Source organism: Pectobacterium jejuense (assembly GCF_026800125.1).
GTDB lineage: Bacteria > Pseudomonadota > Gammaproteobacteria > Enterobacterales > Enterobacteriaceae > Pectobacterium > Pectobacterium jejuense.
On record NZ_JAPQKX010000002.1, the window covers coordinates 1 to 26,233 of the forward strand.

At 51.4% G+C, this 26,233-nt stretch carries 21 protein-coding genes and 1 pseudogene; 12 read left to right on the forward strand and 10 right to left on the reverse strand.

Going from position 1 to position 26,233, the window contains the following annotated elements:
* On the forward strand, nucleotides 1-1,751 hold a 1,751-nt coding region (locus NXT09_RS03570; RefSeq protein WP_268578898.1), incomplete at its 5' end, for a tetratricopeptide repeat protein.
* 158 nt (nucleotides 1,752-1,909) lie between these two features.
* Nucleotides 1,910-2,747, forward strand: a pseudogene (locus tag NXT09_RS03575) (IS3 family transposase); the annotation flags it as partial.
* Nucleotides 2,748-2,901: 154 nt separating this feature from the next.
* Here the strand turns inward: NXT09_RS03575 and NXT09_RS03580 are convergent.
* From NXT09_RS03580 to NXT09_RS03615, 8 genes are all read right to left on the reverse strand, one after another.
* Nucleotides 2,902-3,315 carry a nuclear transport factor 2 family protein gene (locus NXT09_RS03580; RefSeq protein ID WP_174865584.1) on the reverse strand — a complete coding sequence of 138 codons (414 nt, stop codon included), beginning with the start codon at nucleotides 3,313-3,315 and terminating at the stop codon, nucleotides 2,902-2,904.
* 18 nt (nucleotides 3,316-3,333) lie between these two features.
* Entirely contained in the window at nucleotides 3,334-3,612 is a 279-nt protein-coding gene (locus NXT09_RS03585; protein WP_268578899.1) for a LysR family transcriptional regulator, read from the reverse strand.
* A 189-nt stretch (nucleotides 3,613-3,801) separates the two neighbouring features.
* A complete protein-coding gene (locus NXT09_RS03590; protein ID WP_268578900.1) occupies nucleotides 3,802-5,775 on the reverse strand; it encodes a methyl-accepting chemotaxis protein in 1,974 nt (657 codons plus the stop codon).
* Between the two features lie 170 nt (nucleotides 5,776-5,945).
* A complete protein-coding gene (locus NXT09_RS03595) occupies nucleotides 5,946-6,434 on the reverse strand; it encodes a GNAT family N-acetyltransferase (RefSeq protein ID WP_268578901.1) in 489 nt (162 codons plus the stop codon).
* A 136-nt stretch (nucleotides 6,435-6,570) separates the two neighbouring features.
* Complete coding sequence (locus NXT09_RS03600; protein ID WP_268578902.1) at nucleotides 6,571-7,767, reverse strand: MFS transporter; 1,197 nt, start codon at nucleotides 7,765-7,767, stop codon at nucleotides 6,571-6,573.
* A gap of 136 nt (nucleotides 7,768-7,903) precedes the next feature.
* Nucleotides 7,904-8,458, reverse strand: coding sequence for a TetR/AcrR family transcriptional regulator (locus tag NXT09_RS03605; RefSeq protein ID WP_268578903.1), 555 nt, complete (start codon nucleotides 8,456-8,458; stop codon nucleotides 7,904-7,906).
* 106 nt (nucleotides 8,459-8,564) lie between these two features.
* Entirely contained in the window at nucleotides 8,565-8,960 is a 396-nt protein-coding gene (locus NXT09_RS03610; RefSeq protein WP_205550399.1) for a cytochrome b562, read from the reverse strand.
* Nucleotides 8,961-9,265: 305 nt separating this feature from the next.
* On the reverse strand, nucleotides 9,266-9,694 hold the full coding sequence (locus NXT09_RS03615) for an OsmC family protein (protein WP_010275011.1): 429 nt from the start codon (nucleotides 9,692-9,694) through the stop codon (nucleotides 9,266-9,268).
* Nucleotides 9,695-10,013: 319 nt separating this feature from the next.
* On the opposite strand from NXT09_RS03615, the gene NXT09_RS03620 reads away from it, so the two are divergent.
* The 10 genes from NXT09_RS03620 (at nucleotide 10,014) to sodC (ending at nucleotide 23,104) form a co-directional block, all read left to right on the forward strand.
* Nucleotides 10,014-10,703: an expansin EXLX1 family cellulose-binding protein gene (locus tag NXT09_RS03620; protein ID WP_268578904.1), complete on the forward strand. Its 690-nt coding sequence runs from the start codon at nucleotides 10,014-10,016 to the stop codon at nucleotides 10,701-10,703.
* Between the two features lie 288 nt (nucleotides 10,704-10,991).
* Complete coding sequence (locus NXT09_RS03625) at nucleotides 10,992-12,410, forward strand: SrfA family protein (RefSeq protein ID WP_268578905.1); 1,419 nt, start codon at nucleotides 10,992-10,994, stop codon at nucleotides 12,408-12,410.
* 2 nt (nucleotides 12,411-12,412) lie between these two features.
* Nucleotides 12,413-15,400: a virulence factor SrfB gene (locus NXT09_RS03630; RefSeq protein ID WP_268578906.1), complete on the forward strand. Its 2,988-nt coding sequence runs from the start codon at nucleotides 12,413-12,415 to the stop codon at nucleotides 15,398-15,400.
* The gene (locus tag NXT09_RS03635; protein ID WP_268578907.1) at nucleotides 15,397-17,859 is read left to right on the forward strand and encodes a putative virulence factor; all 2,463 of its coding nucleotides are present in this window, start codon (nucleotides 15,397-15,399) and stop codon (nucleotides 17,857-17,859) included. The genes NXT09_RS03630 and NXT09_RS03635 overlap by 4 nt, the downstream gene beginning before the upstream one ends.
* A gap of 256 nt (nucleotides 17,860-18,115) precedes the next feature.
* Nucleotides 18,116-18,595, forward strand: coding sequence for a nuclear transport factor 2 family protein (locus tag NXT09_RS03640; RefSeq protein ID WP_268578908.1), 480 nt, complete (start codon nucleotides 18,116-18,118; stop codon nucleotides 18,593-18,595).
* A complete protein-coding gene (locus NXT09_RS03645) occupies nucleotides 18,592-19,308 on the forward strand; it encodes an SDR family NAD(P)-dependent oxidoreductase (RefSeq protein WP_268578909.1) in 717 nt (238 codons plus the stop codon). The genes NXT09_RS03640 and NXT09_RS03645 overlap by 4 nt, the downstream gene beginning before the upstream one ends.
* A gap of 4 nt (nucleotides 19,309-19,312) precedes the next feature.
* Complete coding sequence (locus NXT09_RS03650; protein WP_268578910.1) at nucleotides 19,313-20,581, forward strand: NAD(P)/FAD-dependent oxidoreductase; 1,269 nt, start codon at nucleotides 19,313-19,315, stop codon at nucleotides 20,579-20,581.
* Nucleotides 20,574-21,299: a DUF1365 domain-containing protein gene (locus tag NXT09_RS03655; protein ID WP_268578911.1), complete on the forward strand. Its 726-nt coding sequence runs from the start codon at nucleotides 20,574-20,576 to the stop codon at nucleotides 21,297-21,299. The genes NXT09_RS03650 and NXT09_RS03655 overlap by 8 nt, the downstream gene beginning before the upstream one ends.
* Nucleotides 21,296-22,525 (forward strand): SAM-dependent methyltransferase, encoded by a 1,230-nt coding sequence (locus tag NXT09_RS03660; protein ID WP_268578912.1) that lies wholly within the window; start codon nucleotides 21,296-21,298, stop codon nucleotides 22,523-22,525. Before NXT09_RS03655 ends, NXT09_RS03660 begins: the two co-directional genes overlap by 4 nt.
* A gap of 54 nt (nucleotides 22,526-22,579) precedes the next feature.
* A complete protein-coding gene (gene sodC / locus NXT09_RS03665; RefSeq protein WP_268578913.1) occupies nucleotides 22,580-23,104 on the forward strand; it encodes a superoxide dismutase [Cu-Zn] SodC in 525 nt (174 codons plus the stop codon).
* A 66-nt stretch (nucleotides 23,105-23,170) separates the two neighbouring features.
* Here sodC and NXT09_RS03670 read toward each other — a convergent pair whose 3' ends face one another.
* Nucleotides 23,171-24,490: an ABC transporter substrate-binding protein gene (locus NXT09_RS03670; RefSeq protein ID WP_268578914.1), complete on the reverse strand. Its 1,320-nt coding sequence runs from the start codon at nucleotides 24,488-24,490 to the stop codon at nucleotides 23,171-23,173.
* A gap of 111 nt (nucleotides 24,491-24,601) precedes the next feature.
* On the reverse strand, nucleotides 24,602-25,897 hold the full coding sequence (locus NXT09_RS03675; protein ID WP_268578915.1) for a Gfo/Idh/MocA family oxidoreductase: 1,296 nt from the start codon (nucleotides 25,895-25,897) through the stop codon (nucleotides 24,602-24,604).
* Between the last annotated feature and the right edge of the window lie 336 nt (nucleotides 25,898-26,233).

Sequence of the window (26,233 nt, forward strand, 5' to 3'; positions counted from 1 at the left end):
ACTCTGACAATCCGGCCATTCAGGGGCAACTGGCGATGGCCTACCGCAGCATGGGTATAACCTACGGAGAACTGAATAAACCGAAAGAGGAAATCACGATCTACCGGAAACTGATTGAGCGGTTTGGTGACTCTGACAATCCGGCCATTCAGGGGCAACTGGCGATGGCCTACCGCAGCATGGGTATAACCTACGGAGAACTGAATCAGCCGGAGGACGAAGTTGCGACCTACCGGAAACTGATTGAGCGGTTTGGTAACTCCGACAATCCGGCCATTCAGGGGCAACTGGCGATGGCCTACCGCAGCATGGGTATAACCTATGGACAATTGAATCAGCCGGAGGACGAAGTTGCGACCTACCGGAAACTGATTGAGCGGTTTGGTGACTCCGACAATCCGATCATTCAGGAAGAGCTGGCGATGGCCTACCGCAACATGGGTATAACCTACGGAGAACTGAATAAACCGAAAGAAAAAATCACGGCCTACCGGAAACTGATTGAGCGGTTTGGTGATTCAGAATTCGAAGCCGTACAGGCTCAGGTAGCGATGGCCATGCGGGGCACGGGGGTCACCTATGGACAGTTGAATCAGCCGGAAGAAAAAATCGCGACCTACCGGAAACTGATTGAGCGGTTTGGTGATTCAGAATTCGAGGCCGTACAGGCTCAGGTAGCGATGGCTATGCGGGGCACAGGGGTCACCTACGGAGAACTGAATAAACCGAAAGAGGAAATCACGGCCTACGAGAAACTGATTGAGCGGTTTGGTGACTCCGACAATCCGGCCATTCAGGGGCAACTGGCGATGGCCTACCGCAGCATGGGTATAGCCTATGGAAAGCTGAATCAGCCGGAGGACGAAGTTGCGGCCTACCGGAAACTGATTGAGCGGTTTGGTGACTCCGACAATCCGACCATTCAGGAAGAGCTGGCAATGGCCTACCGCAATATGGGTATAACCTATGGACAATTGAACCAGCCGGAGGAAGAAGTTGCGGCCTACCGGAACCTGATTGACCGTTTTGGTGTTTCGGGACTACCGACAGTACAAGTCCAGATCGCTATGGCCTATCGTAATATTGGTATAGTTTATTGGAAGTTGAAAAAATTTGACCAATGTATCTCAGCCTACCGAAACCTGATTGGGCAATTTAGTGATTCTGATAACTCTTCCGTACAGGAACAAGTTGCTTTGGCTTACCACAGCATAGGGAATGTATACGCTCAACAGAATAAATTTGATACCGCAATTGAAAAATATCAAGATTTCATTAAAAAATTCAAAAACCATAATTCAACCGTAGTTCAACGACAGGTGGCTAAAGCTTATTATAATATGGCGATAGTTTATGGGAAATGGGATAAATCTGAGGAGCAGTTCGCAGCGTATCAAATGATTGTTGAACGATTTAAAACTTCTAAAGACTCGGAAATTAAGGCTGAGCTAGCGAAGGCGTACTATAGCATAGGAAATTTTTATGAAAATGCAGGCAGAAAAAATGAAGCGATGAATGCATATGAAACTGTGATTGAAAAATTTGAGGAAATAGATGATCAGGAAACTCAGTCCATCGTATTTAATGCGGCTTTATCATTAGGTGGTTTACTTTACGATTCGGGAAATAATTTAGGAATGGTAGAATTATTCCTAAAATTTACAAATAAAAACCAATATGAATCTAGTGATAAGATAAGGTCGACTATTATCAAAATGAAGGCAAGAATGGAATTATTGAATAACAAGTAACTTACAGTGAGGGCTAATCCGATCTCAATGCATTTTCTCGTATGCTGACGAAGCTGATCTCCTCCCAATATCGGTGCCCGGTTAAAGCAGAGATCCGGACCTTTTTCAGACTTCGAGCAAATTCCGCCGGAGTCTGGTTATTTAATGGGGAATGCGGTCTTAAGCGTGAGCTCGTCAGTTATCTGACCGCACAGTTTGCGATGAGTATCCGCCAGGCATACAGGACGTTATCGTTGAGCAGGGCGGTCTATTTTTATCAGCCTGACACCCGGCGTGATGAACCGGTCATTCAGGCTCTGACTGAAATGGCGGAACGTTATCCGCGATACGGCTTCAAGAAGTTGTTCCAGAAGCTACGCAGGCAGGGGTATGCATGGAACCATAAACGTGTTCATCGTATTTACTGCCTGTTAAAACTGAATTTTCGTCGTAAAGGAAAGCAACGTTTGCCGATGAGTTATCCAGCTCCACTGGCGACGCCGGAACACCTGAATCAGAGCTGGTCAGTGGATTTTATGCATGATGCACTGTTGTGTGGCAGGCGTTTTCGCACGTTCAACGTGGTGGATGATTTTAATCGAGAAGTGCTGGCGATAGAAATTGACCTGAATATCCCGGCTCAACGCGTTGTTCGTGTGTTGGACAGGATAGTGGCAAACCGAGGGTATCCGCTAAAGATGCGGATGGATAACGGTCCAGAGCTGGTGTCGCTGATGCTGGCACAATGGGCGGAAGAGCATGGTGTAGCTCTGGAATTTATTAAACCGGGCAAGCCAACACAGAATGCCTTTATGGAGCGTTTTAACCGGGCGTATAGAACAGAAGTACTGGGTTTTTACCTGTTCAGAACACCGAATGAGGTCAGGGGAAATTACGGAGCACTGGCTGCATGAATATAACAGCGAGCGTCCTCATGAATCGCTGAATAATCTGACGCCGGAGGAATATCGGCTGATGGCTGAAAAACCGAAAATCTCAAAAAGTGTGTGGAACTAAAAAGGGTGCGCTTACAATATGAAGTTGTGAACCACTAAAGGTCATTTAACATAATATACATTATGCGAACCAATAGATAAACAGGCAGGAACTGGTCGTTCCGTTGAGCAAATCCCCGCATCCAAAAAACACTTCCAGCATGCCTCTCATATCATCAATCGTTAGCTGTTGCTTCAGAACTTGCTGTTGGTGTTCCCTGATGAAACCGCATTTTCCAATCATCGGGATTTGGGCTGTCAACATTTCTAACCCATAGCGATGTCCGCCATGTTTTACTGACGATGTTATTCTCGCCAGCCTTGTAACTCAGGTATGTCAGCAGCACACTTTTTTCATCTACCACTGATAACTCGAAGTTATCGGCCTGAATCTGTTGTTCGGCCGTTTCAGAAATCAATGCATCGATAACCTGCTGTTTGTCGTACCGCATTCCAGAACGACCAATTTCAAAAAAGTCGCGGTGCAGCAGATTATCAATGACGTCTTTCTGGCAGCGCGTTACTTGGCAATGAAGTTGTCTTTCATAATGCACAATCAGCGACTGTAACTTTTGTGTCTCTGAAATCATTAGTTCCGCGCTCGTGAATTATTGACTACGAAAAGAAAAACCAAGCTGTATTATGCTGAAAAGCTCACTCTCCAACATATCTATCTGTTCTGCGTGTCGAAGTAACGCTTGCCCCGTCAGCGTTGCTCGACAGGGATTGCCCCTTACGATCAGTACCTGACCAAGTTGATCTTCTAACTGCTTGATACGCTGACTGATGGCAGACGGCGTGACGTGGAGTTTACGAGCCGCAATTTCAAAGCTGCCGCTGCGGACAATCTCCATGAACGCTCTCAGACAGGGGTAATTCAAGTGCATGGTTATTTTTTCTTAGGAATATCGGGATGATTTAATTTGCCTTAATTAAAGGCTCGGGACAACTGTCACGAAGTAGTGAATACCATATGCGATATTGAAGAAAATTCAGGGGGGCGTGGAGCAAAAATCAAGGAAGGATTAAAGATATCACCCGGCAACCGTTAAGCAGCCGGGTGACAGCGTCACTTTTTACTTTAAGAGCGCACGAGGTGACACGTGCTGCTGTTCCAAGCGAAAATGCTCTATCGCCTGCGCTAACGACATGGACTGATCTTCCAGCGAACTGGCTGCAGCAGACATCTGCTGTACCAGTGCGGAGTTTTGCTGCGTGACGCCATCCATTTCATTGACGGCAATCGTGACCTGGCTAATGCCTTTCGCCTGTTCATCCGATGCCGTGACAATCTCACCGATGATACTTTGCACCGAGCTGACGGCGTGTGTCATATCCTGCATGGTTTTACCAGCATCGTTCACCAGTTTAACGCCGCTTTCAACGCGCTGGCTGGATTCCTCAATCAGTGCGGCAATCTCTTTCACCGCGCTGGCACTGCGCTGTGCCAGGCTGCGAACTTCCGATGCCACAACGGCGAATCCTCTTCCCTGCTCGCCAGCTCGTGCCGCTTCTACTGCGGCATTCAGCGCCAGAATGTTGGTCTGAAAAGCAATGCTGTTAATCATGGCGGTAATATCGCCAATCTTCTTCGCACTCTCATCAATCTGCGACATCGTCTGAACCACCTGACTGACCAGCGATTCGCCGCGCTGAGCAATCTTCGTGGCATTCTCTGTCAGCGTCGTGGCCTGATGAGCATTGTTGGCATTGTGTTTCACCGTTGCGGTGATCTCTTCCATACTCGCCGCGGTTTGTTCCAGCGCAGCAGCCTGCTGCTCCGTACGCGATGCAAGGTTGAGGTTACCACTGGCAATTTCCGCCGCGCCTTGCCGCACGGAATCACTGGCGTCTTTGATCTGTCCAACCACCTGACGCAGCTGTGACTGCATCGTATTCAGCGCGAAGAACAGACTGTTACGATCATTGGGTTGTACGTCAATCACATTACTCAGTCGACCTTCCGCAACAGCCAGCGCAATGGTGGCCGCTTCGCGTGGTTCGCCACCCAGTGGTTTAAGCACTTTACGGCTGAATACCCAGCCCAGCAGCGCGCTCACCAGCAGGATACTGATCACCATCATGATGACGGCATTCATTAACTGGCGTTCAGAAGCGGCCATCACCTGACTCACCGGGACAACAATGGCCAAATGCCATTTATCTGTGCTGTTGCCGATAGTAATGGGTTGCCAGGTAATCAGTGCTTCTTCGCCAAGAATGGCATCGTCGTGCTGTACCACTGAGGACGTGAAGTTGTCCGTCGGCCCTTGCCAGGCTTTGCTCGTCTGGGATTTATCAGGATAAGAGATGACTTTACTCTCACTGGATAGCAGCATCGCGTAGCCGCCGCCTTCCCAAGGCTTAATCTGGTTAACTTTTTGCTGTAATGATGCAAGGGAGATGTCTGAAGTCACGACGCCCCACAGTTTGCCCTGGCTAACTATCGGTGCGGCGACTGACGTCAGCAGCGTAGGAACGCCGTTGTAAGCATAGGAATAGGGTTCGATGAGCGTATCTTTCTGGCTCTTTTGCGGCAACAGGTAGTAATCGCCCTGACCAGGAGTCAGGTAGGAAAGCAGAGGATGCATCTTGTAATTGCCAGCCTGATCGCGGTCGACAAACCAGGCGTAGCGGCCTTTAGGTGCCTGACCCGGCTGATCGGCAAACTCAGCGTCGCGACCGTCAAACACATTCTCTTCAAAAATGACTGAAACCGAGAGGTATTCTGGGTTATCCCGCAGAGCATATTCCGCCATTTTATCGACCACTGCGCGGTCTTTAATGCCTGCGGCAGGCAACGCAGCCAGCCCTTGTCCGAGGTTATGTGCCACATCCCGGGCGTAGTTGAGTTCCTGTTGAATTCTTAATGCTTCGCTTTGGGCTATCTGCTGCAAATAGCGTTCGGCCAGAGATTTTTGTTCCTTACTAGACTGCCAGCTGAGCACCCCAATGGTGACAGCGAAACCGAGTGCGATAGTTAATGCGCCAGTTAGCAGCACTTGAGCGCGGGTACTCATTGATTTTTTTTGTATTAATTGTTTGGCCATTATGGCTCCCCTAGAGTTGATACTTATCGTAATCAACATTCCGTTGCAATGAGCTCCTACTATTTGTTTATCGGCGTCTTTTTTTTGAACTTTAGTTACACAGATGTGAACAAAATAGTGGCATTGGGGGGCCAGTGGTCGTTGAGGTGTACTTGCTCTATTTCATCGGGTTAATGGCGGTCTGATGGAGGGTTCTGCTCCAGATTTTTGTGCATGTTAAAACCGGTGATTTGGAAGCCATTCTTCTCATATAACGCCTTGGCAACTGGATTATGTGCGGCTACTCTCAGTCCGATTTCGCCAATACCTAATACCGTGAGCGCTACGTCCATCGCAGCAAGTGAGGCTTTACCGAAACCACGGCCCCGCCACGCGGGCAGAAGGCAAAAATCAGAGACCCAGGCTGCGTTTTCTTTCAGAACTACCCACAAGTAACCAATAAGGACGCCTGCATTATCTGAGGAATGAATGCACCATAACTTATTGGCTCTCGTGTGAACGCCCTGCGGTAGCGCAATATCGATCGATTGCGTGGCGATCGCCCTCGCCTTTTCCGCGTCATATCCCCGGGATTCTTGTAGATCCTGAGCATATTCAAGAATAAAAAACTGGCGATATTCGGGGTAATCCCCTTCAGCCATATCCGTTAAATTTACCATTGTGTTCACTTTCCCCGTTCGGAGTAACAGCCAGTCTCGCAACCGTGACTTATCACATCATTGATGATCAACGGAATCAATAGCGTGGAACAGATTGCGCGGTTCCGGTAACACGAAACGGAACCACGCAGAAACGTCAGGATGGGGTGTCAGATACCGTTCTGGTCGCACGTTCACGGGCGGAAGACGAACAGATAAAGGCCAAAATCACCATGACAAGTACCGGTAGCATGGCAATGCGTAACCCCGCAACCTCGCCAAGGAAGCCCAGTGCAGGCGGACCGACGAGGAAAGCAAAGTAACCCAATGTTGCGGCAATCGTGACGCGAACGGCGCTGTTTTCTCCGCTTCCTGCGGCAGAAATGGTGAGCGGGAAGCCCAGCGATGCGCCGATACCCCAGAAAATAACGGCAGCAGCGGCCAGCAGTGGTGCATTAGAGAAAATGACCAGTGTCAGCCCAAGCGCGGCGGAAGCGGCGCTGAAACGGAGCACATTGACCTTACCAAAGCGATCGACAAAATATCCTCCGGCAAAGCGGCCCAGCGTCATACCGGCAGTGAATCCGACATAAACCAGCGTCCCTGACGTGTGACCAAAGTTGTGACCATCGATCATTAATAGTGGCAACCAGTCGTTGGCAGAACCTTCGGCAAGCGCCATCGCAAGAATCACCACACCGAGAATCAGCAAACGACTGTCTTTAAGCTCATTGAAAACTTGCGTCTTGTAGTCGCCCTTTTCCTCTTGCTCAGAACGGGCCAAATCGCTCAGCCACGGCATTTGGCGCATCAGCACAATCGCGGTGAGTATCGACAGTGCTACGGCCACCACAAAATGCAGGGTAGTATTGATGCCGAACGCCGTCATCGCCATCCCTGTCAGCGCGCCGACCAGCGTTCCCAGGCTAAAAAAACCGTGCAGCGTGGTCATCAGGCTTTTATTCAGATGCTGTTCAAACGCCGCCCCTTCAATGTTGATGGCGATATCAACCAGGCCGACACCTGCGCCGAAAATCAACAATCCCATAAAGGCGCTGGGCGTGCTTTGAATCGAAAGCGATGCAGCAAGTATAAGTAGCCCAAGAAGCAGCAGCAGAAATCCTCCGGCCATAGTTTTACGGATGCCGAGGACATTAATGACTTTACCTGCCCCCAATACGCCGAGCATGGAACCACATGAAAAACCAAACAGAATCATGCCCATCGTTTCCGTTGAGGCATTCAGAACGTCACGCATAACGGGGGTTCGGGTCACCCAGGTTGCCCACGTAAAACCGGGAATGAACATCAGCCCGAACAGTGCAAATTTATTAATCGCAGGTTTTGTGGTCATAGCTCTCGTCGTCTTTATTTAAACCAATTCGTACATACGTACGAACAACTATCGCACGAATATACACCGTTTTGCACCTGTTTCATTAGGTTCTTTTTTAATGGAAAAATGCCTGACAGGATCGAGCCAGGCAGAATCAGGAGGTCAGTTTGATTACCGTATTGAGGATGTCTTCACGGCTGACGGCTTCATTATTGAGATAGTTATGGATCGTATATCCTTCAATCATCGCATCCAGTGAACATGCGGTTGCAATGCTAAAATGGAGGTGAAGCGATTTTCTGCTGCGCGTCATCCACTCCTGCAATATCAGCCGATACTCTTCTTTCCGCGATGCCAGCGCGTACAGTTCAAAACTTAACGTCAGGTGACGCGGCGTTGCCCAGATGTCGCCACAGATCAGGTCAACTACGGCTTCACGCGCGCTGTCGATATCCTTTGCCTGCTTGAGGCGGACACGGAATGCCTGTGAGATACCATCGACCATATAGATGAACGCGCTGCTCAATAGCAAGTCAATACTGCTGTAGCGGTAGGTTAATGTCCCCGGTGACAACCCGGCCTGCTGCGCGATTTTTCGGTAAGTTGCCCCTCTCACGCCGTGATCCAGTATGACTTCCAACGCGGCTTCAAGAATTCTGCTTTGTGTATCTTTGCCATCATGCGTTGCATCGTGTGATGGTGACGTCATCCCGTTTCCCCTTAGCTGGCAATCCTGACTGTCGTAACGTTTATAATAAAAAAAACCGCCAGTGAGTGCGATCCCACTGGCGGCTTTATGGTAAACGAAAAGCGGCTTAGCCTCTCAATTTACTGTGGTATTCGCCTTTCAACGCGTTGATTTCAGCTAACACCGCTTTGGCTTCGTTCAGTTTACCGGAATCCGCCAGAGCCTGTGCGCTGTCCACTTTTTGCAAAATCTTATCCAGACCTTCCACATAGGCTTTTCTGTCTGGGCCATCGGCAGGCTGTTTGGCAAAATCAGGCGGAACCTGTGTTTTCGCGTGCTCGACGTGCTCACGGAATTCGCTCAGCGCGGTTTTCAGCGCGGCAGCATCGTCCGCTTTCGTCGCGGCGGTATAGCTTTTCTGCATACCGCGCATGTCTTCCGACGTGCTAGCGTTTGCCAAAACAGGGGTCAGCAAACTACCGGCCAACAGCACAGAAAAACAGATCTTGGTCATTTTATTCATCTTGAACTCTCGCTTGTGTTCCACAGCACGACATACTCAGAGAATCTGGCCACCACAAACCGGCCAGCCCAATATTGCTCTTGTTATATTGCGTCCTACGCCATAGCCCGTATCACGCAGCGATGACAATGCTAATTTTATGGTTATTATCGTAAAGATGTTAAATTATTTTTAATCGTTTCGTTGCTTTTAATTGTATAAATGTAAAAAAACTTACCGGTACGATACCGGTAAGCCTTTTTATCAGCACAATTTTATCGGAACAGCCTGGATCAGCAGCGTGTTCTCAGTTCAACTGCCCGCACTTAATTCAACTGATAGGCCAGCGTAATCTCGGCCTTGAGCACTTTGGACACCGGGCAGCCCGCTTTCGCTTTTTGGATGATGCTATCAAACGTAGCTTCATCAATACCCGGCAGTTTCACCGTACTGTGCAGCGCGATTTTGGTGATGGCGAACCCGCCATCGACTTTATCCAGCGACACATCCGCAGTGGTATCGATCGACTCAGGTTTATGCCCTTCTTCGCCTAACATCAGCGAGAGCGCCATAGAGAAACAGGCCGCGTGCGCCGCGCCAATCAGTTCTTCCGGGTTCGTGCCGGGTTTGCCCTCAAAACGGGTATTGAAGCCGTAAGGTTGCTGTTGCAGTGCACCGCTTTCCGTTGAGACAGTGCCTTTTCCCTGCTTGATATCCCCTTCCCAATGCGCTTGCCCTTTCTTATGAATGGTCATGTTGTTTCCTCTTCATCGTTCTAGATTAGCTATTGGTCGTTATCCGCGCTGGCGCGAAATAATATTGTCGTCCTACCTTTTAAACCGTAGAACACATTCCGAATAAATCCAAATCGATTATTTACCCACATAATCATTTCACTCTATAGAAATAAACCCAGTGATATATTCACTGCTTTACTCTTTTAAGATAAAACCGATTTACCTTTTTATACAAAAGACCGACTATTCAGACGCCAAAAAATGGATTTCCGTTTTGGTGTTTTTATTTTTACCACTCACCTATGTTATTAATCTTGAATCATATTGGATGTGAAACATGAATAAAATAACCTCATTAGCTTTGTCTGCATTATGCGTTATTCCCCTCATTAATACCGCCCACGCCCAGTGGGAACTGGACGACATCTGTTACGGCTACGCCACCGCAACAGGCTCTGGCTATCAGGGCGGTGCCCTTTTGCTGGATCCGATCCCACAAAACATGGAGATCACGGCGTTAAACCGGAACCAGTTGGATTATCGTGGCGTGAAGGCGTCGCTGGCTGGAGCCTACCTGAAAGTAAATGGTCCAAAAGGCAGTACGGTGGTTTATGTCACCGACCTCTATCCTGAAGGCGGCGATTGTGCACTGGATTTATCGTTTAACGCTTTTGAGAAAATAGGCGATCTGCGAGATGGGAAAATTAATATCGACTGGACGCTGATCGAAGCACCAGTAAATGGCAACGTTATTTATCGTATAAAGGAAGGTTCAAATCCTTATTGGGCAGCGGTGCAATTCAGGAACGTAAAATATCCCGTTATTGAAATGAAATATATGCGCAATAACCAATGGATTGCTGCACAGAAAACCGATTATAACCACTTTATTGTTGAGCACGTTGGAATGAACGACCTTCCAATTGAATTTACCGACGTAAAAGGTAATGTCCTCAGCGATACGTTGCCGCCGATGTCACAAAGCACCTCATCCGCTTACCTGATCACGGGTAACGTCCAGCTTTAATTCTCACGGCCTTGAGGGAGGCTGACGTCGCGCAGCGTCCCTCGTTTCCACAAATCACAACTGAAAGAGAATGCATCGTTTTTATCAGCGTTTTCATCATATTATCTGGACGTCGTCGGCTGCACGTGCGTACACTTCCCGTTTCCCACTTTTTCTATTGCTCAAATATTTGTTAGTTTTATCACTTCTTTAAGCGTTTGATTCGCCATCATTCGCACTACAGTATACCCTGTCGCAGATTACACTTTATTTTCTGCTTTAGGCATCATTACAAAAGGTCTCTTTTGCGTGGCAAAATTATTTTTACGTAGTGGAAGTTTGGATGATTTTCTGGCGCTGGGCGAGAACGGGCAGCCAGTTTACGCATCAGCACTTCAATTGCGGGAAACGTTACGTCTCAGAAAACAGCAGCAGATTGCCGATTGCCTGGCGATTCCCCAACCCAACGAGCATGGCGACCGAATTGACTGGTATTCGCCGGTTGACGGTAAAGTCACTTCCTGGATTGCCGCGAGCGAAGAAGAACGAGAAAAGGCGCTGGCGTTACTGGAAACCTATCAAGCTGCGGTTGCCGACATCAGCCAGCGTGCGCAAAATGCCGAAAAAGCTGGGCAGAAACTTTTCGGTGTCCTGCTGGCAAAAGCGATACAGTTCCCTGGAGCGAACCACGTCTATCTGGTTGATGGCAAACCCGTTTTAACGTTCTGGGGCTTCGTCAATCTCGATAAAAAATCTCGTCTTGATGCGTTAGACTGCCTGCGACCTGTCATCAAAGAAGCGGAACCGCTTTTTGTTGCACCCGCTCCCGCAGCAAGCGCACCAACACCGCCGCTGGTCGAACCCGTTTCCGAGCCTGAACCTGAGCCACAGCCAGTCAGCCCACCGGAAGCCGTCGAGCCAACGCCAGCGCCTGCTACCGCCACAGCAGTACCCGCACGCCCGCCGTTCTTCCGCCTGTGGTGGCTGTTACCTGCCGCTGCACTGTTAGCGATTTTGTCATTGCAGATACGTGGCTGCGTATCAGGACAAGACGACAAGCCGACATCCGATGTCGCCGCGACGGTCAAGCCAGAAAAACGCGCCCTGCCTTCTTCTACTCCGGCTGAACCTGCGCCACAGCAAGAAAGCACGCCTGTTCCACCTGTCGCAGAAAAAGAGGTCGTAAAAGCCGCTGAGCCACCAGTTGCTACAGCACCGGTTGCTGCTGCGCCTGTAGCAGAAGCGGTCAAACCGGAAGCGCCTGCGGTCACGGAACCCAAAGAGCCTGTTGCCCCGCCAGCTGAACCCGCTGTTGAGCTAGTCCCCGCGATACCTGCAGGCAAAGACGATCTCGTCATGCCAGCCGACGCGGTGAAAATCGGCTCCATCAAATTCCTGAACGGCAACTGGCGTGTCATTGTTGATGGCAAAGCGCCGATTACCGGCAGGCCGCCTAGCCTGCGCTACCAGATTCAAAATGGAAAAGGCACGGCACGTATCACTCATGGTGACGGTGTCACGTGTCGCGCTAACGTTGAGGCAGGATTAATGAGCTCAGGCAATCTGATCATCAACAGCCGTTCCGGTGCCCGCTGTTCCGATAATTCTCGTTTCCAAATGCCAGAACTGGTCTGTAAACAAGGCGCTTCCGGCGCTGCTGCGGAGTGTATCGGCCGTTACGACGCAGACACCGTTTTCCCGATGACGATAAAGCGCGAGAGTAAATAATCATGCTGGCGACGATTACCGATTATAAACAACGCATTACGTTGATTCAGGACAGCGGAATTCAATTTTTGGATTTTGCCTTGAAGCCGCAGTTTTCGGCTGAGCAGCCTAACCGCTATGTGCGTAAAAGTGCCAACGGCCCTCTGCTGCACCTGCTGTACGATGAACACTCGGACAAATTCCTGCTGCCTTCTGCCACCGGAATGCCGCCAGAAGTGGTGAAGCCTGAGCTGAGTATTTCGCTTGAGCAATCGCTGAAACTGCTGGAGAACATCTGGCTGCCGTTGCCCTTTTTCCGCTTTAATCCGCCGCGCACCTTCATGGGCGGGCCGGATAACTGGGCGCGGATGCAGATTCTTGCGTTGGATAAGCCCGATCAGGACGGCAATACGCACCGCATTTGTCTGGCGTTCGATACCAAAACCTATCCGGAAGGCCACGAGTACGAATCGCTGGCACCGAATGCCAATGACATCAAAACCGGCGGGAGTTTCGCGCTGGCTTATCACAGCGACGAACTGGGTGAATTCCTTGATGAAACCTGGGTCGACGGCTGGCTGCGTGAAGTCTTTACTCAGCGAGTTAAAGCGCTGGAAAACCGCGACAGTCACGATGTAAAAGTGGCGCTCAGAGGGTTTGAATATCAGGCACATTACCTGAATGTGTTGGATATGCTGGGCAACCAGCTCGAAATACCGGAAATCCGCATCAATACCAGTACGCTGCAGGAACCCGCAGTCAACGTTGACCTGATTTTGGACGTCGGTAACTCACACACCTGCGGCATTCTGGTTGAGGACCATGCAGACGAAAGCAACGGTCTGAAACAGACCTACGAACTGCAGTTACGCGATCTGAGTGAGCCACATTATCTGTACAACGAACTGTTTGAGAGCCGCGTTGAGTTCTCTCAGGCGAAATTCGGTAAAGAAAACTTCTCCGTGGAAAGCGGTCGTGATGACGCCTTTATCTGGCCGTCAATCACCCGCGTCGGACGCGAAGCCAGCCACATGGCGCTGCTGCGTCAGGGAACGGAAGGATCGAGCGGTATTTCCAGCCCGCGTCGCTACCTGTGGGATGAAGAAAGCTATGCACCAGGCTGGCGTTTCAGCCAGACGGACGCACATTCGCAGACCGAACCGTTAGCAACAGCCATGCCGCTGACCATCATGCTGAATGATGAAGGTCAGCCGCTCTACAACCAGCCGCTGGAAGAGCGCTTACCGGTGTTTTCACCGCACTACAGTCGCAGTTCGATCATGACATTCATGCTCTCCGAGCTGCTGGCACAGGCGCTGATGCAGATGAACAGCGCCGCTCAGCGCTTGAAGATGATCCACAGCAGCGCGCCGCGCCAGTTGCGAAATATCATTCTGACGCTGCCTTCCGCGATGCCGAAACCCGAACGTGAAATTTTCCGCCGCCGGATGCATGAAGCGATCGCGCTGGTCTGGAAAGCGATGGACTGGCATCCGATGGATGAGGATTTCACCACGCCAGCCGACAAGCAGCAGAGCCGGGTTCCCGTGCCTGACGTGCAAATCGAATGGGATGAAGCTACATGCGGACAGATGGTTTACCTGTATAACGAAGCACAGGTGAACTTTGGCGGCCGTGCGGAAGATTTCTTCGCCAGCATGGCGCGCCCCGATAAAGAGCTCGACGAAGGTGAACCCGCGGGCAAAACGCTGCGGATTGCCTCAATCGACATCGGTGGCGGCACCACCGACCTCGCCATTACGCAATATCTGCTCGATGACGGCGTCGGCAACAACGTTAAAATCATTCCCCGTCTGCTGTTCCGTGAAGGCTTTAAGGTCGCTGGCGACGATATTCTGCTGGATGTGATTCAGCTCTATATCCTCCCTGCGCTACAGGCCGCGCTGAAAACCGCCGGAATGGCTAGCCCAGATGCGCTGATGGCGAAGCTGTTCGGCAATGAAGGCCGTATGGACGCACAGCTCACGCTACGCCAGCAGGTAACGTTGCAGGTCTTCATCCCGATCGGCCGGGCGATTCTTGAAGCCTATGAGCGCTTTGATCCGCTGGATACCAGCGCCGAGATCGAATCCACCTTCGGCGAGTTGCTGGAACAGGCACCGACGGAAAAAGTACTGGAATACATCAATACAGAAGTACAGCGTGAGCTGCCAGTCAGCGACAAAGTCTTCGATATTTTGCAGGTGCCGCTGATTCTCAAACTGAGCAAGCTGCACGGCGAATTTCTGTCTAACAAAATGAACATCACGCAGAATCTGCGCCTGATGTCTGAAGTGGTGTCACTGTATTCGTGCGATGTGCTGCTGCTGACCGGTCGTCCTTCGCGCTTCCCAGGAATTCAGGCGCTGTTCCGCCACCTGCAGCCGCTGCCGATTAACCGGATGCTGTCGCTGGATGGCTATCACACCAACGACTGGTATCCGTTTAACAAACGTGGACGCATCGATAATCCGAAATCCACTGCCGCCGTCGGCGCGATGCTGTGCCTGCTAGCGCTCGATCTGCGCCTGCCGGGCTTTTACTTTAAGGTCGGTGATTTCCAGCCTTATTCTACGGTGCGCTACCTCGGCATGATGGACAGCAGCAACGCGCTGACGCTGGATAACGTTTACTACAGCGATATCGATCTGGATGCGCCGGATTTCGAGCTTGACCCGAAACTCAGTTTCCAGGTGCGTGGCTCACTCTGCCTCGGCTTCCGCCAGTTGGACAACGAGCGCTGGCCAGCGTCCTCGCTCTACATGCTCTCGATTGTCGATCAGGATTTAGCGCGTAAGGTCGTCGGCGACAGTAAGCTGCGCGTCCGACTGGCCGTAACGAAAAGCGACGATCAAGACAGCCCCGAACGCTTTGAGATTGCCGATGCGGTGCTGGAAGACGGCACCCGCGTTCCACCACAGCATTTACGACTCAAATTGAACACATTATCCGCTAACGGCTCAGGTGCGACCCATTATTGGATCGATAGTGGGAGTGTATTTAAAAAATGAAACGACTAACGCCCAAACAGCTTTCTACCCGCCTTCACGGCCAGCTACAGGCCGTCGCGCAAGGTGTTGAACAGGCGATCGACTGGGTTGAAAGCACACGCCAGAACGCTCCGCGTCTGGATATCGAAGCTGACCGTCTGATCGTCAAACTGCGCCGTAATCACAATAAAGCACAGCACCTGTCCGACGTGGCGCAGAAAGAGATCGCCATCGGCTTTTTTGGCCTGTCTCAGGCAGGGAAATCCTACCTGATCGCGTCGCTGGCCGGGGGCGAAAACGGCAAGCTGGAAACCGCTTTTGAAGGGCAGCAGCTGGATTTTATCGATCACATTAATCCGTCCGACCGGGCCACCGCGCTCGTTACGCGCTTTAGCCGACAGTCGGGTGTGAAGAACAAATCGTTCCCCGTTCAGCTGCAACTGCTCAGCGAACTGGATATCGGCAAGATCATGGCCAACGCATTCTTAAACGATCTCAATCAAGAGACCACGTTTGAAGAGCTGGATGAGCGCCATATTGCCGAACACATTAAAACGCTGTTGATGCACCGTCAGCCAGAATCTGTTGAAGGGATGAGCCGCGATGAAGTCGTCGAACTCTGGGACTATCTCGCACGTCACGATGTCAAACGGCAAAAACAGCTGGAAGCCCACTTCTGGCCGGTGGCGATTGAATTAGCGCCTTATCTCACCGTTGACGATCGCGCCCAGCTCTTCTCAGTCCTGTGGGGCGAGTTGAATTCACTGACCACCGCATATCGTCATTTTAGCCACACGCTGCAACACCTGTCCGGTACGCGCAAGCTGTTAGCACCGCTGCGGATACTGGTGGATGATGAGTTAAATCCGGCAGACGGTCTGATCGACGGTTCGGCGCTGGAACGCTTGCACAGTGCCGACGATCCCGGCGTACTGGTGCGGCCGGTTCAGAATGGCCGTGCAGGGAAAACGACAGAGCTTTCGCTGGCTGAGTTAACGATGCTGACGGCGGAGCTGCTTATCCCACTGCATTTGCCGCCTAAAGAAGCGCTGTTCGAGCAGGTTGATGTGCTGGACTTCCCCGGCTTTGGTGAGATCCGCGAGACGCGGAACGAGCCACCAGCAAGACAGCAAAGCACACAGCATCCACTGGCGCACACGCTATTGCGGGCGAAACGCGCCTATCTGCTGGAGCGCTATACCGACAATCAGGAAATGAACGTCCTGATGGTATGCAGCGCCGCAGGCAACCGCGCCGACGTTAAAGTCGTCGGCAAGGCGCTGGATCACTGGGTTAAACAGACGCAAGGCGAAAACGCACAGGTTCGTAGCCACCGTAAACCGGGGCTGATTTGGGCGGTCACTCGCCACGATCGCCGTATTACGCACGGGCAAAACTATGATGCCGCGGTACAACGTTATGTCGGTAATCCGGGCGACGCCTGGGGAACGATGCTGGCGATGGATAAACGCGGCGTAGCGCGGATGGCAACGTGGCTAGGCGCGGAAGTCCACCGGGATGTAAAACTGGGGCGTATCAGCGAACAGCTTAACGAACTCCAACGTGAACTCAGCGATAACCTGCTGGGTAACTGGTATCTGCCCGTTGATGTTGACGATCCGGCGGAAAAACAGCGCATCGCAGAAACCTTGCTCAAATCGCTCCAGACTCGCACCGGCGTGCACGGTGAACTGCTGGAACGGTTGTTGCCTTCGCGTGATGAGCTGCGCCGTCTGTATCTGCAACAAAAAGGGGCAAGCTATGGCGGTTTCCACACGGATGCCGAAGACCTTTCCGCCCCGTCAGCTCATAGCGATCCGTTTGGTGTCGGGATCGAAATCGATCTGTTTGCTGATGAGCCGATCGCTATCGATCAGCCTGCACCGCCGATTTTGACGATCGACCACGGCTATGAGGCAGACTACGCGCACAGCGTTTATCGTTACTGGATTAACTATCTGCGCGGCCTGCCGGAAAATGCCCCGCTTCTCGATTTGCTGAACGTGCCGAAAGCGACGATCGAAATGCTGGTTGAAGAATTGATTACCGGCAGCACCCGTTTGCGGATCGAAGAGGCACTGGTCGATATGCTGGTCGACGGCGAGCAACTGGGCATCAACCGCGAGAATAAGGCCGACCGTCAGGTTTCACGCGTGCTGACCATTCTCGGTGACTTCGTTGCCTGGCTCGGCTTCCAGCAGCTTGATGAATCTCTGCGCCCTGCCAGCCGTATTAATCGCGGTCATAAAATTTTCGCTAAACCCGAAAAACAGGCTGTCAGTTTTGGAGCTTCACAGCGCTTAACCAAGCTGTCGTTGACGCCGACCAACAATACCGCGTTTTATATCTATGACTGGCTTGTGGGTCTGAATGAGATGATCATCCAGAATGCGGGCTATTCCGCTGCGCGCGAAGTCAGCGATGAACAGCGTGAGCAGTTGGGCACGATTCTGACGTTGATTAAACCTGCTGAGAAATAACATTCGGCTTATTGCTGTCGACCGAGGAAACATGGCGTGACGTTGTCACTCGATTTTGCGTCATGTTTTCTTTTTTCTGCCATATCTTCCCTCCATCAGTGTTTATCCCCCCCTTATCGTTCTGAAAAATCTTATTGACGAACGGTGGATTCAATCTATACCTAAGTTGATATCTTTCAATTAATAAGCGTTGATGTTCCTCTATCTGTTAGCCATTTCCACCGCGTGGGAATGGGTGACCTTAACAGGAGTGGTTATGACGATAGAAAAAGCGCGCGAGGAAGACGGCATCTCGGTAGAAAATGGTGAGTATGAACCTATTCTGCTGAAAATAAGGGCATTTTATCGAGAACTGACAGCCGAGAGATTAACGGAGCTAGGTGATATCTATCATCAAGATATTCATTTTATCGACCCTGTTTCCAGCCATCATGGGTTGAATGCTTTGCATCGCTACTTTTCTCATTCACTCGACAATCTGAGTTACTGTCAGTTCGAGATCGCTGATGTCCATACCTTCCGCGGCGGTGCGACGATGTTCTGGACGATGCACTATGCACATCCGTCGTTAAAGCGTAACGCGCCGCTGACGTTAGCAGGCTGTAGCCACCTGCTCTTCGCCGACAACAAAGTGATCTATCACCGTGATTATTACGACATGGGCGCAATGCTTTATCAGCATGTTCCCCTGCTTGGCTCGCTCATCAGCCACCTGAAGTCGAGACTTCAGACATGAAACGCGTGTTGATTACTGGGGCGAGTTCTGGAATCGGTCAGCAATTAGCACTGGATTATGCCAGAGACGGCTGGGACGTCCTCGCCTGCGGGCGCGATGAACAACGACTTAATGCATTAACTGCCGCCTTCCCAACCATTCGCACGATAGCCTTTGATATGACGAATCGGGCGGATACGCAGCAGGCGTTGGACGGCGTCACGGCCGATCTGGTGATCCTCAGTGCGGGAACCTGTGAGTATCTGGATAACGGCGTCGTTGAAGCGGAAAAAGTCAGTCGGGTGCTGACAACCAACGTGATCGGCCCGGTGAATTGCCTGTCGGTGTTATTGCCACAGCTTGCCAACGGTAGCCATCTGGCGCTGGTGGGTTCAACCGCCAGCCTCGTTGCGCTGCCGAGAGCGGAAGCCTATGGCGCGTCAAAGGCCGCGCTGGCCTACTTCGCCCGCAGCCTGTCGCTGGATTTGCAGGCTCGCAATATTACCGTGTCGCTGATCCTGCCCGGTTTTGTCGAAACCCCGCTGACCGCACGTAATGATTTCCCGATGCCGATGCTGATTTCCGTATCACAAGCCTCGGAGGTTATTCGACGTGGTCTGGCAAAGAAAAAACGCGAAATCGCCTTCCCTCTGCGCTTTGCGCTGTTGCTCAAAGCGGTTTCTGTTCTCCCGCAGTCATGGCAACGTCTGCTCGCCAGCCGGTTAGTAAGGTAAAAATATGAAGATTGCCATTATTGGTAGCGGCATTTCTGGTTTAACCTGCGCACTCAGGTTATCCGATCGCTTTCAGGTGACGGTATTTGAGGCGAACGATTATCTGGGGGGCCACACGGCAACGGTCGATGTGGTTCAGGATGGCACGACCTACGCCATCGATACGGGATTTATTGTCTACAACGAGCGGACCTATCCCCATTTTATTGCGCTGCTGGATGAGCTGGGATTAACCGGTCAGCCGACAGAAATGAGCTTTTCGGTCAGTAATCCGGTTTCGGGTCTGGAATATAACGGCCATACGTTAAACACGCTGTTCGCCCAACGCGGCAATCTGCTCCGCCCCAGTTTCCATCGTTTCGTTGCGGAAATTGTGCGCTTTAACCGCGTCTGCAAGCGGTATCTTGCCAACGGCGATTATCAGGGGCTGACGCTGAGCCATTTATTGCAGCAGGAAAAATTCTCGCCGTTCTTTGCCCAACACTATCTTTTGCCGATGGGCGCGGCGATCTGGTCGTCTTCGCTTGAGGATATGCGGCATTTTCCTCTGTCGCTTTTCCTAACCTTCTTCAACCATCACGGGTTACTAGATTTGGTCAATCGCCCGCAGTGGATGGTCGTGCCCGGTGGCTCACGGGAGTATGTGCAGCGACTCGCAGAACGTATCCGCGATCGAGCAACGATCCACCTCCAGACCCCCGTCAGTCAGGTAATACGCGATGATGCGGGTGTGACGGTGCATACCGCCGATCAGACATATCGGTTCGATCAGGTGATTTTCGCCTGCCATTCCGATCAGGCGCTGGCGCTGCTGGCAACGAGTACGCCCGACGAGCAGCGAATTCTCGGCGGCATGCACTATCAGCCGAACCATGTGATCCTGCATACCGACACCCGGCTTCTGCCCCATAATCGGCGAGCGTGGGCAAGTTGGAATTACCGTCTGCCGGTCGATCAGGCATTGAGCCGCGCGCGAGCCTCTGTGACCTATAACATGAACATCCTGCAAGGTATTCGTTCATCCACCACTTTTTGTGTCTCGCTGAATCCCCAGCAGGATATCGACCCGAATAAAATACTGCACCATGCGATTTATCATCACCCGGTGTTTACTCAACAGACGACAGAGTACCAGCAGCAGCGCGAACGTATTAATGGGCACAACCGTAGCTGGTTTTGTGGCGCCTATTGGTACAACGGTTTTCATGAAGATGGCGTAAGAAGCGCGCTGGATGTCGTCAACCTCCTCCATCAGAGTGTGCAAGATGAATAGCGCCTTATATGTTGGCAAGGTTCGCCATCGACGCTTCACGCCCGTCACGCATCGTTTCGACTATGCGTTATTCATGACGTTAATTGATTTAGATGATATTCCCGCTTTGCCGCATGTCGGCATTGCGCTGGAGCGCTTTTCCCCTGCGTCATTTTGTCGCGGCGATTATCTCGGCGGTGGCGATATCAAATCCAAAGCGCAGGATCGGATTGCAGAACTGACCGGAGAACGCCTCACGGGGAAAGTGCTACTGCTGTGCCAGCTGCGCTATCTGGGCTGCTATTTCAACCCGGTCAATTTCTATTATTTGTACGATGAGCATAACGAACTACGCTGGTTATTGGCAGAAGTGCGTAATACCCCCTGGAACGAACGTCATACTTATGCCGTCGTCCCCGATGGTTCTACGCCGATTTCCAAAGCGTTTCATGTGTCGCCTTTTAACCCGATGGACATGGTGTATCACTGGCGTCTCACGCCGCCCGACGCGCGTCTAAGGATCCACATCGAGAACCACCGGCAAGGACGCGAGTTTGACGCGACGCTGGTGCTGCATCGTCAGCCGCTCACTCGTGCCGCCCTGCGCGCTCAGCTTTGGTCTCTGCCGTTAATGACGATGAAAACCGCCTGCACCATATATTGGCAGGCTTTGAAACTGTGGATTAAACGTTCGCCCGTTTATCCTCATCCGCAGTCTGAAAAGAAGGACAACTCATGAGTTCAACGGAAACACAGCTGGTACGTCACCCGAGCAATACCGCTCGCTATACGCGGGCCAGAAAAGTGGTATTTCTTCTGCTTAGTCGAATAGAAGGCGGAGGGTTGCGGCTTCGCGAACCAGAAGGCAACGAAACGTTATTCGGGGATCGGCACGCGGCTCTGCAAGGCGACATCACGATACATAACCCCCGAGTTTATCGCCGCGTCTTGTTGGGTGGCAGCATCGCTGCCGGTGAAAGCTATATCGATGGCGACTGGAGCTCAAGCAATCTCACGCTCGTCCTCCAGCTTTTGGCACAGAATCAGGCGCTAGTCGATACGCTTGAAACGCGCTTTGGCTGGCTGACGGGGCCATTTCATCGTTTCATCCACTGGTGCCGTCGGAATCGCCCGCAGCAGGCACAGAAAAATATCGCCGCCCATTACGATCTGGGCAACCATTTTTACCGCAGCTTTCTCGATAGCGAAATGCTCTACTCCAGCGCCTGGTATCAGCAACCCGAAATGACGCTGGAAGACGCTCAGCGCGCCAAGCTGCGTCGCCTCTGCGAACAGCTAGCACTCTGTGAAACGGATCATTTACTGGAAATTGGCACCGGCTGGGGAGGATTAGCCGAGCTGGCCGCACGTGAATATGGCTGTCACGTCACCACTACCACGCTGTCGCAACAGCAGTATGACTATGCGGTGGAGCGCATTCAGCACGCGGGGCTGAGCCATAAAGTCACGGTGCTGCTACAAGATTACCGCGCGTTGACCGGTCAGTATGACAAACTGGTGTCGGTCGAAATGATTGAGGCGGTCGGAAAAGCGTATTTGCCCACCTTCTTCAAGCGCTGTCAGCAACTGCTGCGTCCACAAGGCCGCATGGTGCTTCAGGCGATCACGATTGCCGACCAGCGCTACAGCCACTACAGCCGCAATGTCGATTTTATCCAACGCTATATTTTTCCCGGCGGTTTTCTGCCTTCGATTACCGCGATGACCACCACCATGACGCGTCATACCGACTTTATCACCCGCGACCTGTTCGATATCGGTCAGGACTATGCCCGTACTCTCAGCGAATGGCGGCAACGCTTTTATCAGCAGTGGCATATGCTGAGTGCTCAGGGCTTTGATGAACCGTTCCAACGTCTGTGGGTGTTTTACCTTTGCTATTGTGAGGCGGGCTTCCGCGCACGCACCATTAGCACGGTACAGCTCACCGCAGAAAGACCATGAGCACAAAGCATCGCGACTGATTTTTTACACTCAACCCCTAAGAGGCAAAAGACAATGAAACTGAAGGCACTTATCCTGACAGGCGTGTTCTTTTCCTGTTCCACCTTCGCGGCAGATACCACGGTGACGCTGAATGAAGCGCTGCCAACAGGCACGGGTGGAAGTATCGGTGAGGTATCCATTACGGAAACGCCGTACGGCCTGCTTTTCACGCCGAACCTGAAAGGACTGAAAGCGGGGATTCATGGGTTCCACGTGCATGAGAATGCCAGTTGTGAACCTGCCGAGCAAGACGGCAAACCGCTTCCCGCTCTGGCGGCGGGAGGCCATCTCGATCCGAAAAAAACCGGCAAACACCTTGGCCCTTATAACGATCAGGGACATTTGGGCGACCTGCCCGGCCTAGTCGTGAATGCAGATGGCACATCAACCTATCCGATTCTGGCTCCTCGGATAAAATCGCTGTCTGAGGTGAAGAACCACGCACTGATGGTTCACGTCGGTGGGGATAACTACGCTGACACGCCAGAAAAACTGGGCGGTGGCGGAGCCAGAATGGCGTGTGGTGTGATTAAGTAAGGCGTAACGTTCGAGACGTGCGATGCCATCTCGTTTCGACATGGCATCGCACATTAACAGCGGTGGTTAGCGGATAGCACGTTTTAAGATACGGTTAGCGCTGTTCAGGAAATCATCGGCAACCTTATTCACCTCTCCGTTACCGTAATCCAGTTTTTGCAGACTACTCGTCCACAGCTGAACCAGCTCCTGATTTTCCATAAACGGTGACACGGGCACCTTAGACGCCGGTTGCTCCGCTGCCGCCCGATAGGCATTCGCTAACAGATTACCGGGGTTGATCACGCCGATATCTTCCAGCAGTTTTTGCGCTTTCGGGTTAGCAGGCATCCCATTTTGCAAGCCTAATGCCTTCACGCCTTCCGGGTTACTCAGCATGAAACTCATCAGCATCGCCGCTTCTTTCGGATGCTTGCTGTTCTTACTGATGGCGAACAGCGAAGACGGTTTGGTGATCAGCCCCGAATCTTTGGCATTGGGCATGGTGAGGAACGGCCCCGTTTCCAGCACAGCATCCTTCGGCATATTGCTGGAATAGGTATAGATGGCCGAGTCCCATAAATACATCCCGGCTAATTCACCGTTAATCCAGGGGCGAATCTCATAGACGTTGGTGCGGCCGAACGAGGAAAAATAGCGCTGATCGGGTATCACATGGGAATCAACCAGCTTTTTATAAAAGCCGAAGAGTTCCCGTACCTGATCGCGACTATAGGCTATGCTCTGCTTTTTCTCATCGATCATATCAATGCCGTATTTCTGTGCCATGTAGCTACGGCCGAGCGTCAGAATATCCAGCAGATCGCTTGAACCTTGAGCAACGCCAAGCGGGTAATAATTGTCGCCCAGTTTTTGTTTAAACACCGGGCCAGCGGCAAACAGCTCATCCCAGGTTTGTGGATAGGCGATGCCTGCTTTATCCCAGGTGGTTTTGTTGTAAATCATACTGCGGGACGTCATCGAAATCGGGAGACCTTGCAGCTTCCCTTTTACGTCCGCCGTTTTCAGAGCGTTAGGCGAAAAATCTCCCAGCCCCAGAATATCTTTTTGCTTATTCAAATCATAAAAGCCGTCGCCATTGCGGGAAAACTGCGGCAGCCAGTTCCAGTCGATACGAATCACATCAGGCTCTTGCCCCCCGGCCATCTGGGTTGACAGGCGAGAAAGGTAGCCGTCCCAGCCAGCATATTCGGCTTTGACGGTAATCGTCGGATTGGTTTTTTGAAACGCGTTAATCGCCGCGAGTGTTGCCTCATGCCGCTGATTGCCCCCCCACCAGGAGATACGGATCTCAGCAGCGTCAGCAGATTGAGAGAATGCCGCGCCCACGGGCAGCGCAGTACAGAGCAGGAGTAGGTGAGATAATTTGTTCCGTGTTTTCGCCATAATAAAACCCTTATAATAGTATTCGGAGGTTTCCACCTGTCTGCCGGTATGCGGACAGACAGGTACTACGGATGCGGAAGCATTTGCTGCCTGAAATGGCAGGTACTCTGATTAATTCCCTCTTTTCAGGTTAACGGCCAGTTCGCTTATTTTCACTGGCAGTTCGGTGCGTAATGATCGATTGGCAGCGATGCCAGTTAAAATAGACATTGCCCCATCACGATAATCTGCTGCGCGATGTAATGGATCGGGTTCCGGTGTACCAAACAGATCGTTCAACATGACCTGATCGCCGCCGCCGTGTCCGCCCGCTTTAAATTCAACCGGTACGATATAAGGCTCGTCAAACATCGGATAGATCTTTATTTCACAGTCATTCAGCGCACCTTCATCCTCTTTTTGTCCGCCTCCGTTTACATAAGATTTTTCTACCAGTTTCATTTCTAACCGGCCCTTGCTGCCATTAAACACCACGTTCAGCCCTTCCCAGGGTAAATAGGCGTTTAATGAGTACGTCATGATAGCTTTGCTCTTATAGCGCACCATCACACCCAGTACATCTTCAATATTAATACCGTCATCGAACACGCTTTTATCGCGGTAATAGCCATCTTCATGTTCGGCGTCTAAATATAATGCGGTCAGCTGTTCGCTTTTATTCATGTGCAGCGCAAACGGGTCGTTTTCTGCCACTGCACTATTATGTGACCGGGAATAAAATTCTGTGACGCCGCGCGCTTCGGCATTCGCTTTACCGTAAAAACGTAAATCACCCTGCGCATAGACCGTTTCCGGTTCGCTATTCAGCCAGAAATTCACCAGATCAAAATGGTGCGTGGATTTGTGTACCAACAGCCCGCCGCTATTGCGTTTGTCACGGTGCCAGCGACGAAAATAATCCGCCCCGTGCTCGGTATTCAGCAGCCACTCAAAGTGAACGGAATAGACTTCGCCAATCACCCCGGCAGCAATTAATTCACGGACTTTACTGTGATGCGGGGCGTAGCGGTAATTAAAGGTCACGCGCAATTTACGGCCAGTACGGTTAATCGCATCGATAATCGCCTGGCATTTCTCTTCATCAATCGTCATCGGTTTTTCACTGATGACATCACAGCCTAATTCCATTGCCCGGATAATATAGTGATGATGCGTCCGATCCAGAGACGTCACAATAACCACATCCGGCTTGGTTTCCGCGATCATCTGCTCAAACTGTTCGGCCCGGTATGTCGGCACATTATCGTGCCCATACTTATGGACAATCTGGTTGGCGTAATTCATTCGCGTCTGGTTGGTATCGCAAAAAGCAACAAACTGTCCCTGATCCTGATAATCCCTGGCGATCGATTCCAGATAAAGGCCCGCGCGGCCTCCCGTTCCCACAACGGCATATTTTTTTTTCATTCTGCGCATTTCCTCCAAATAACGTAGGACACATGGCCTTTGCCATAAAAAAATAGAGCATCCCAACCTCGTTCACCTTCATATTATTGCCATGCGACGATGTTATCTGGCAGTAGGATGAAGATTGGCATGTTCCATCTCTCATAAATACAAATTGAGCATTTCCTATATTAGCGATTGATTTTATTGGTAATGTTGGCAGTACACCCTCGCATACTCCACGCTGGATGTGCATTGCCTCTCTTAAGTGTTCGCGCATCAACGGGATCTGCTCTCACGTGGCGCTACCCAACACGGTGGATACGATCGTGACGGTTTTCTCTTTTTTCACCTTAC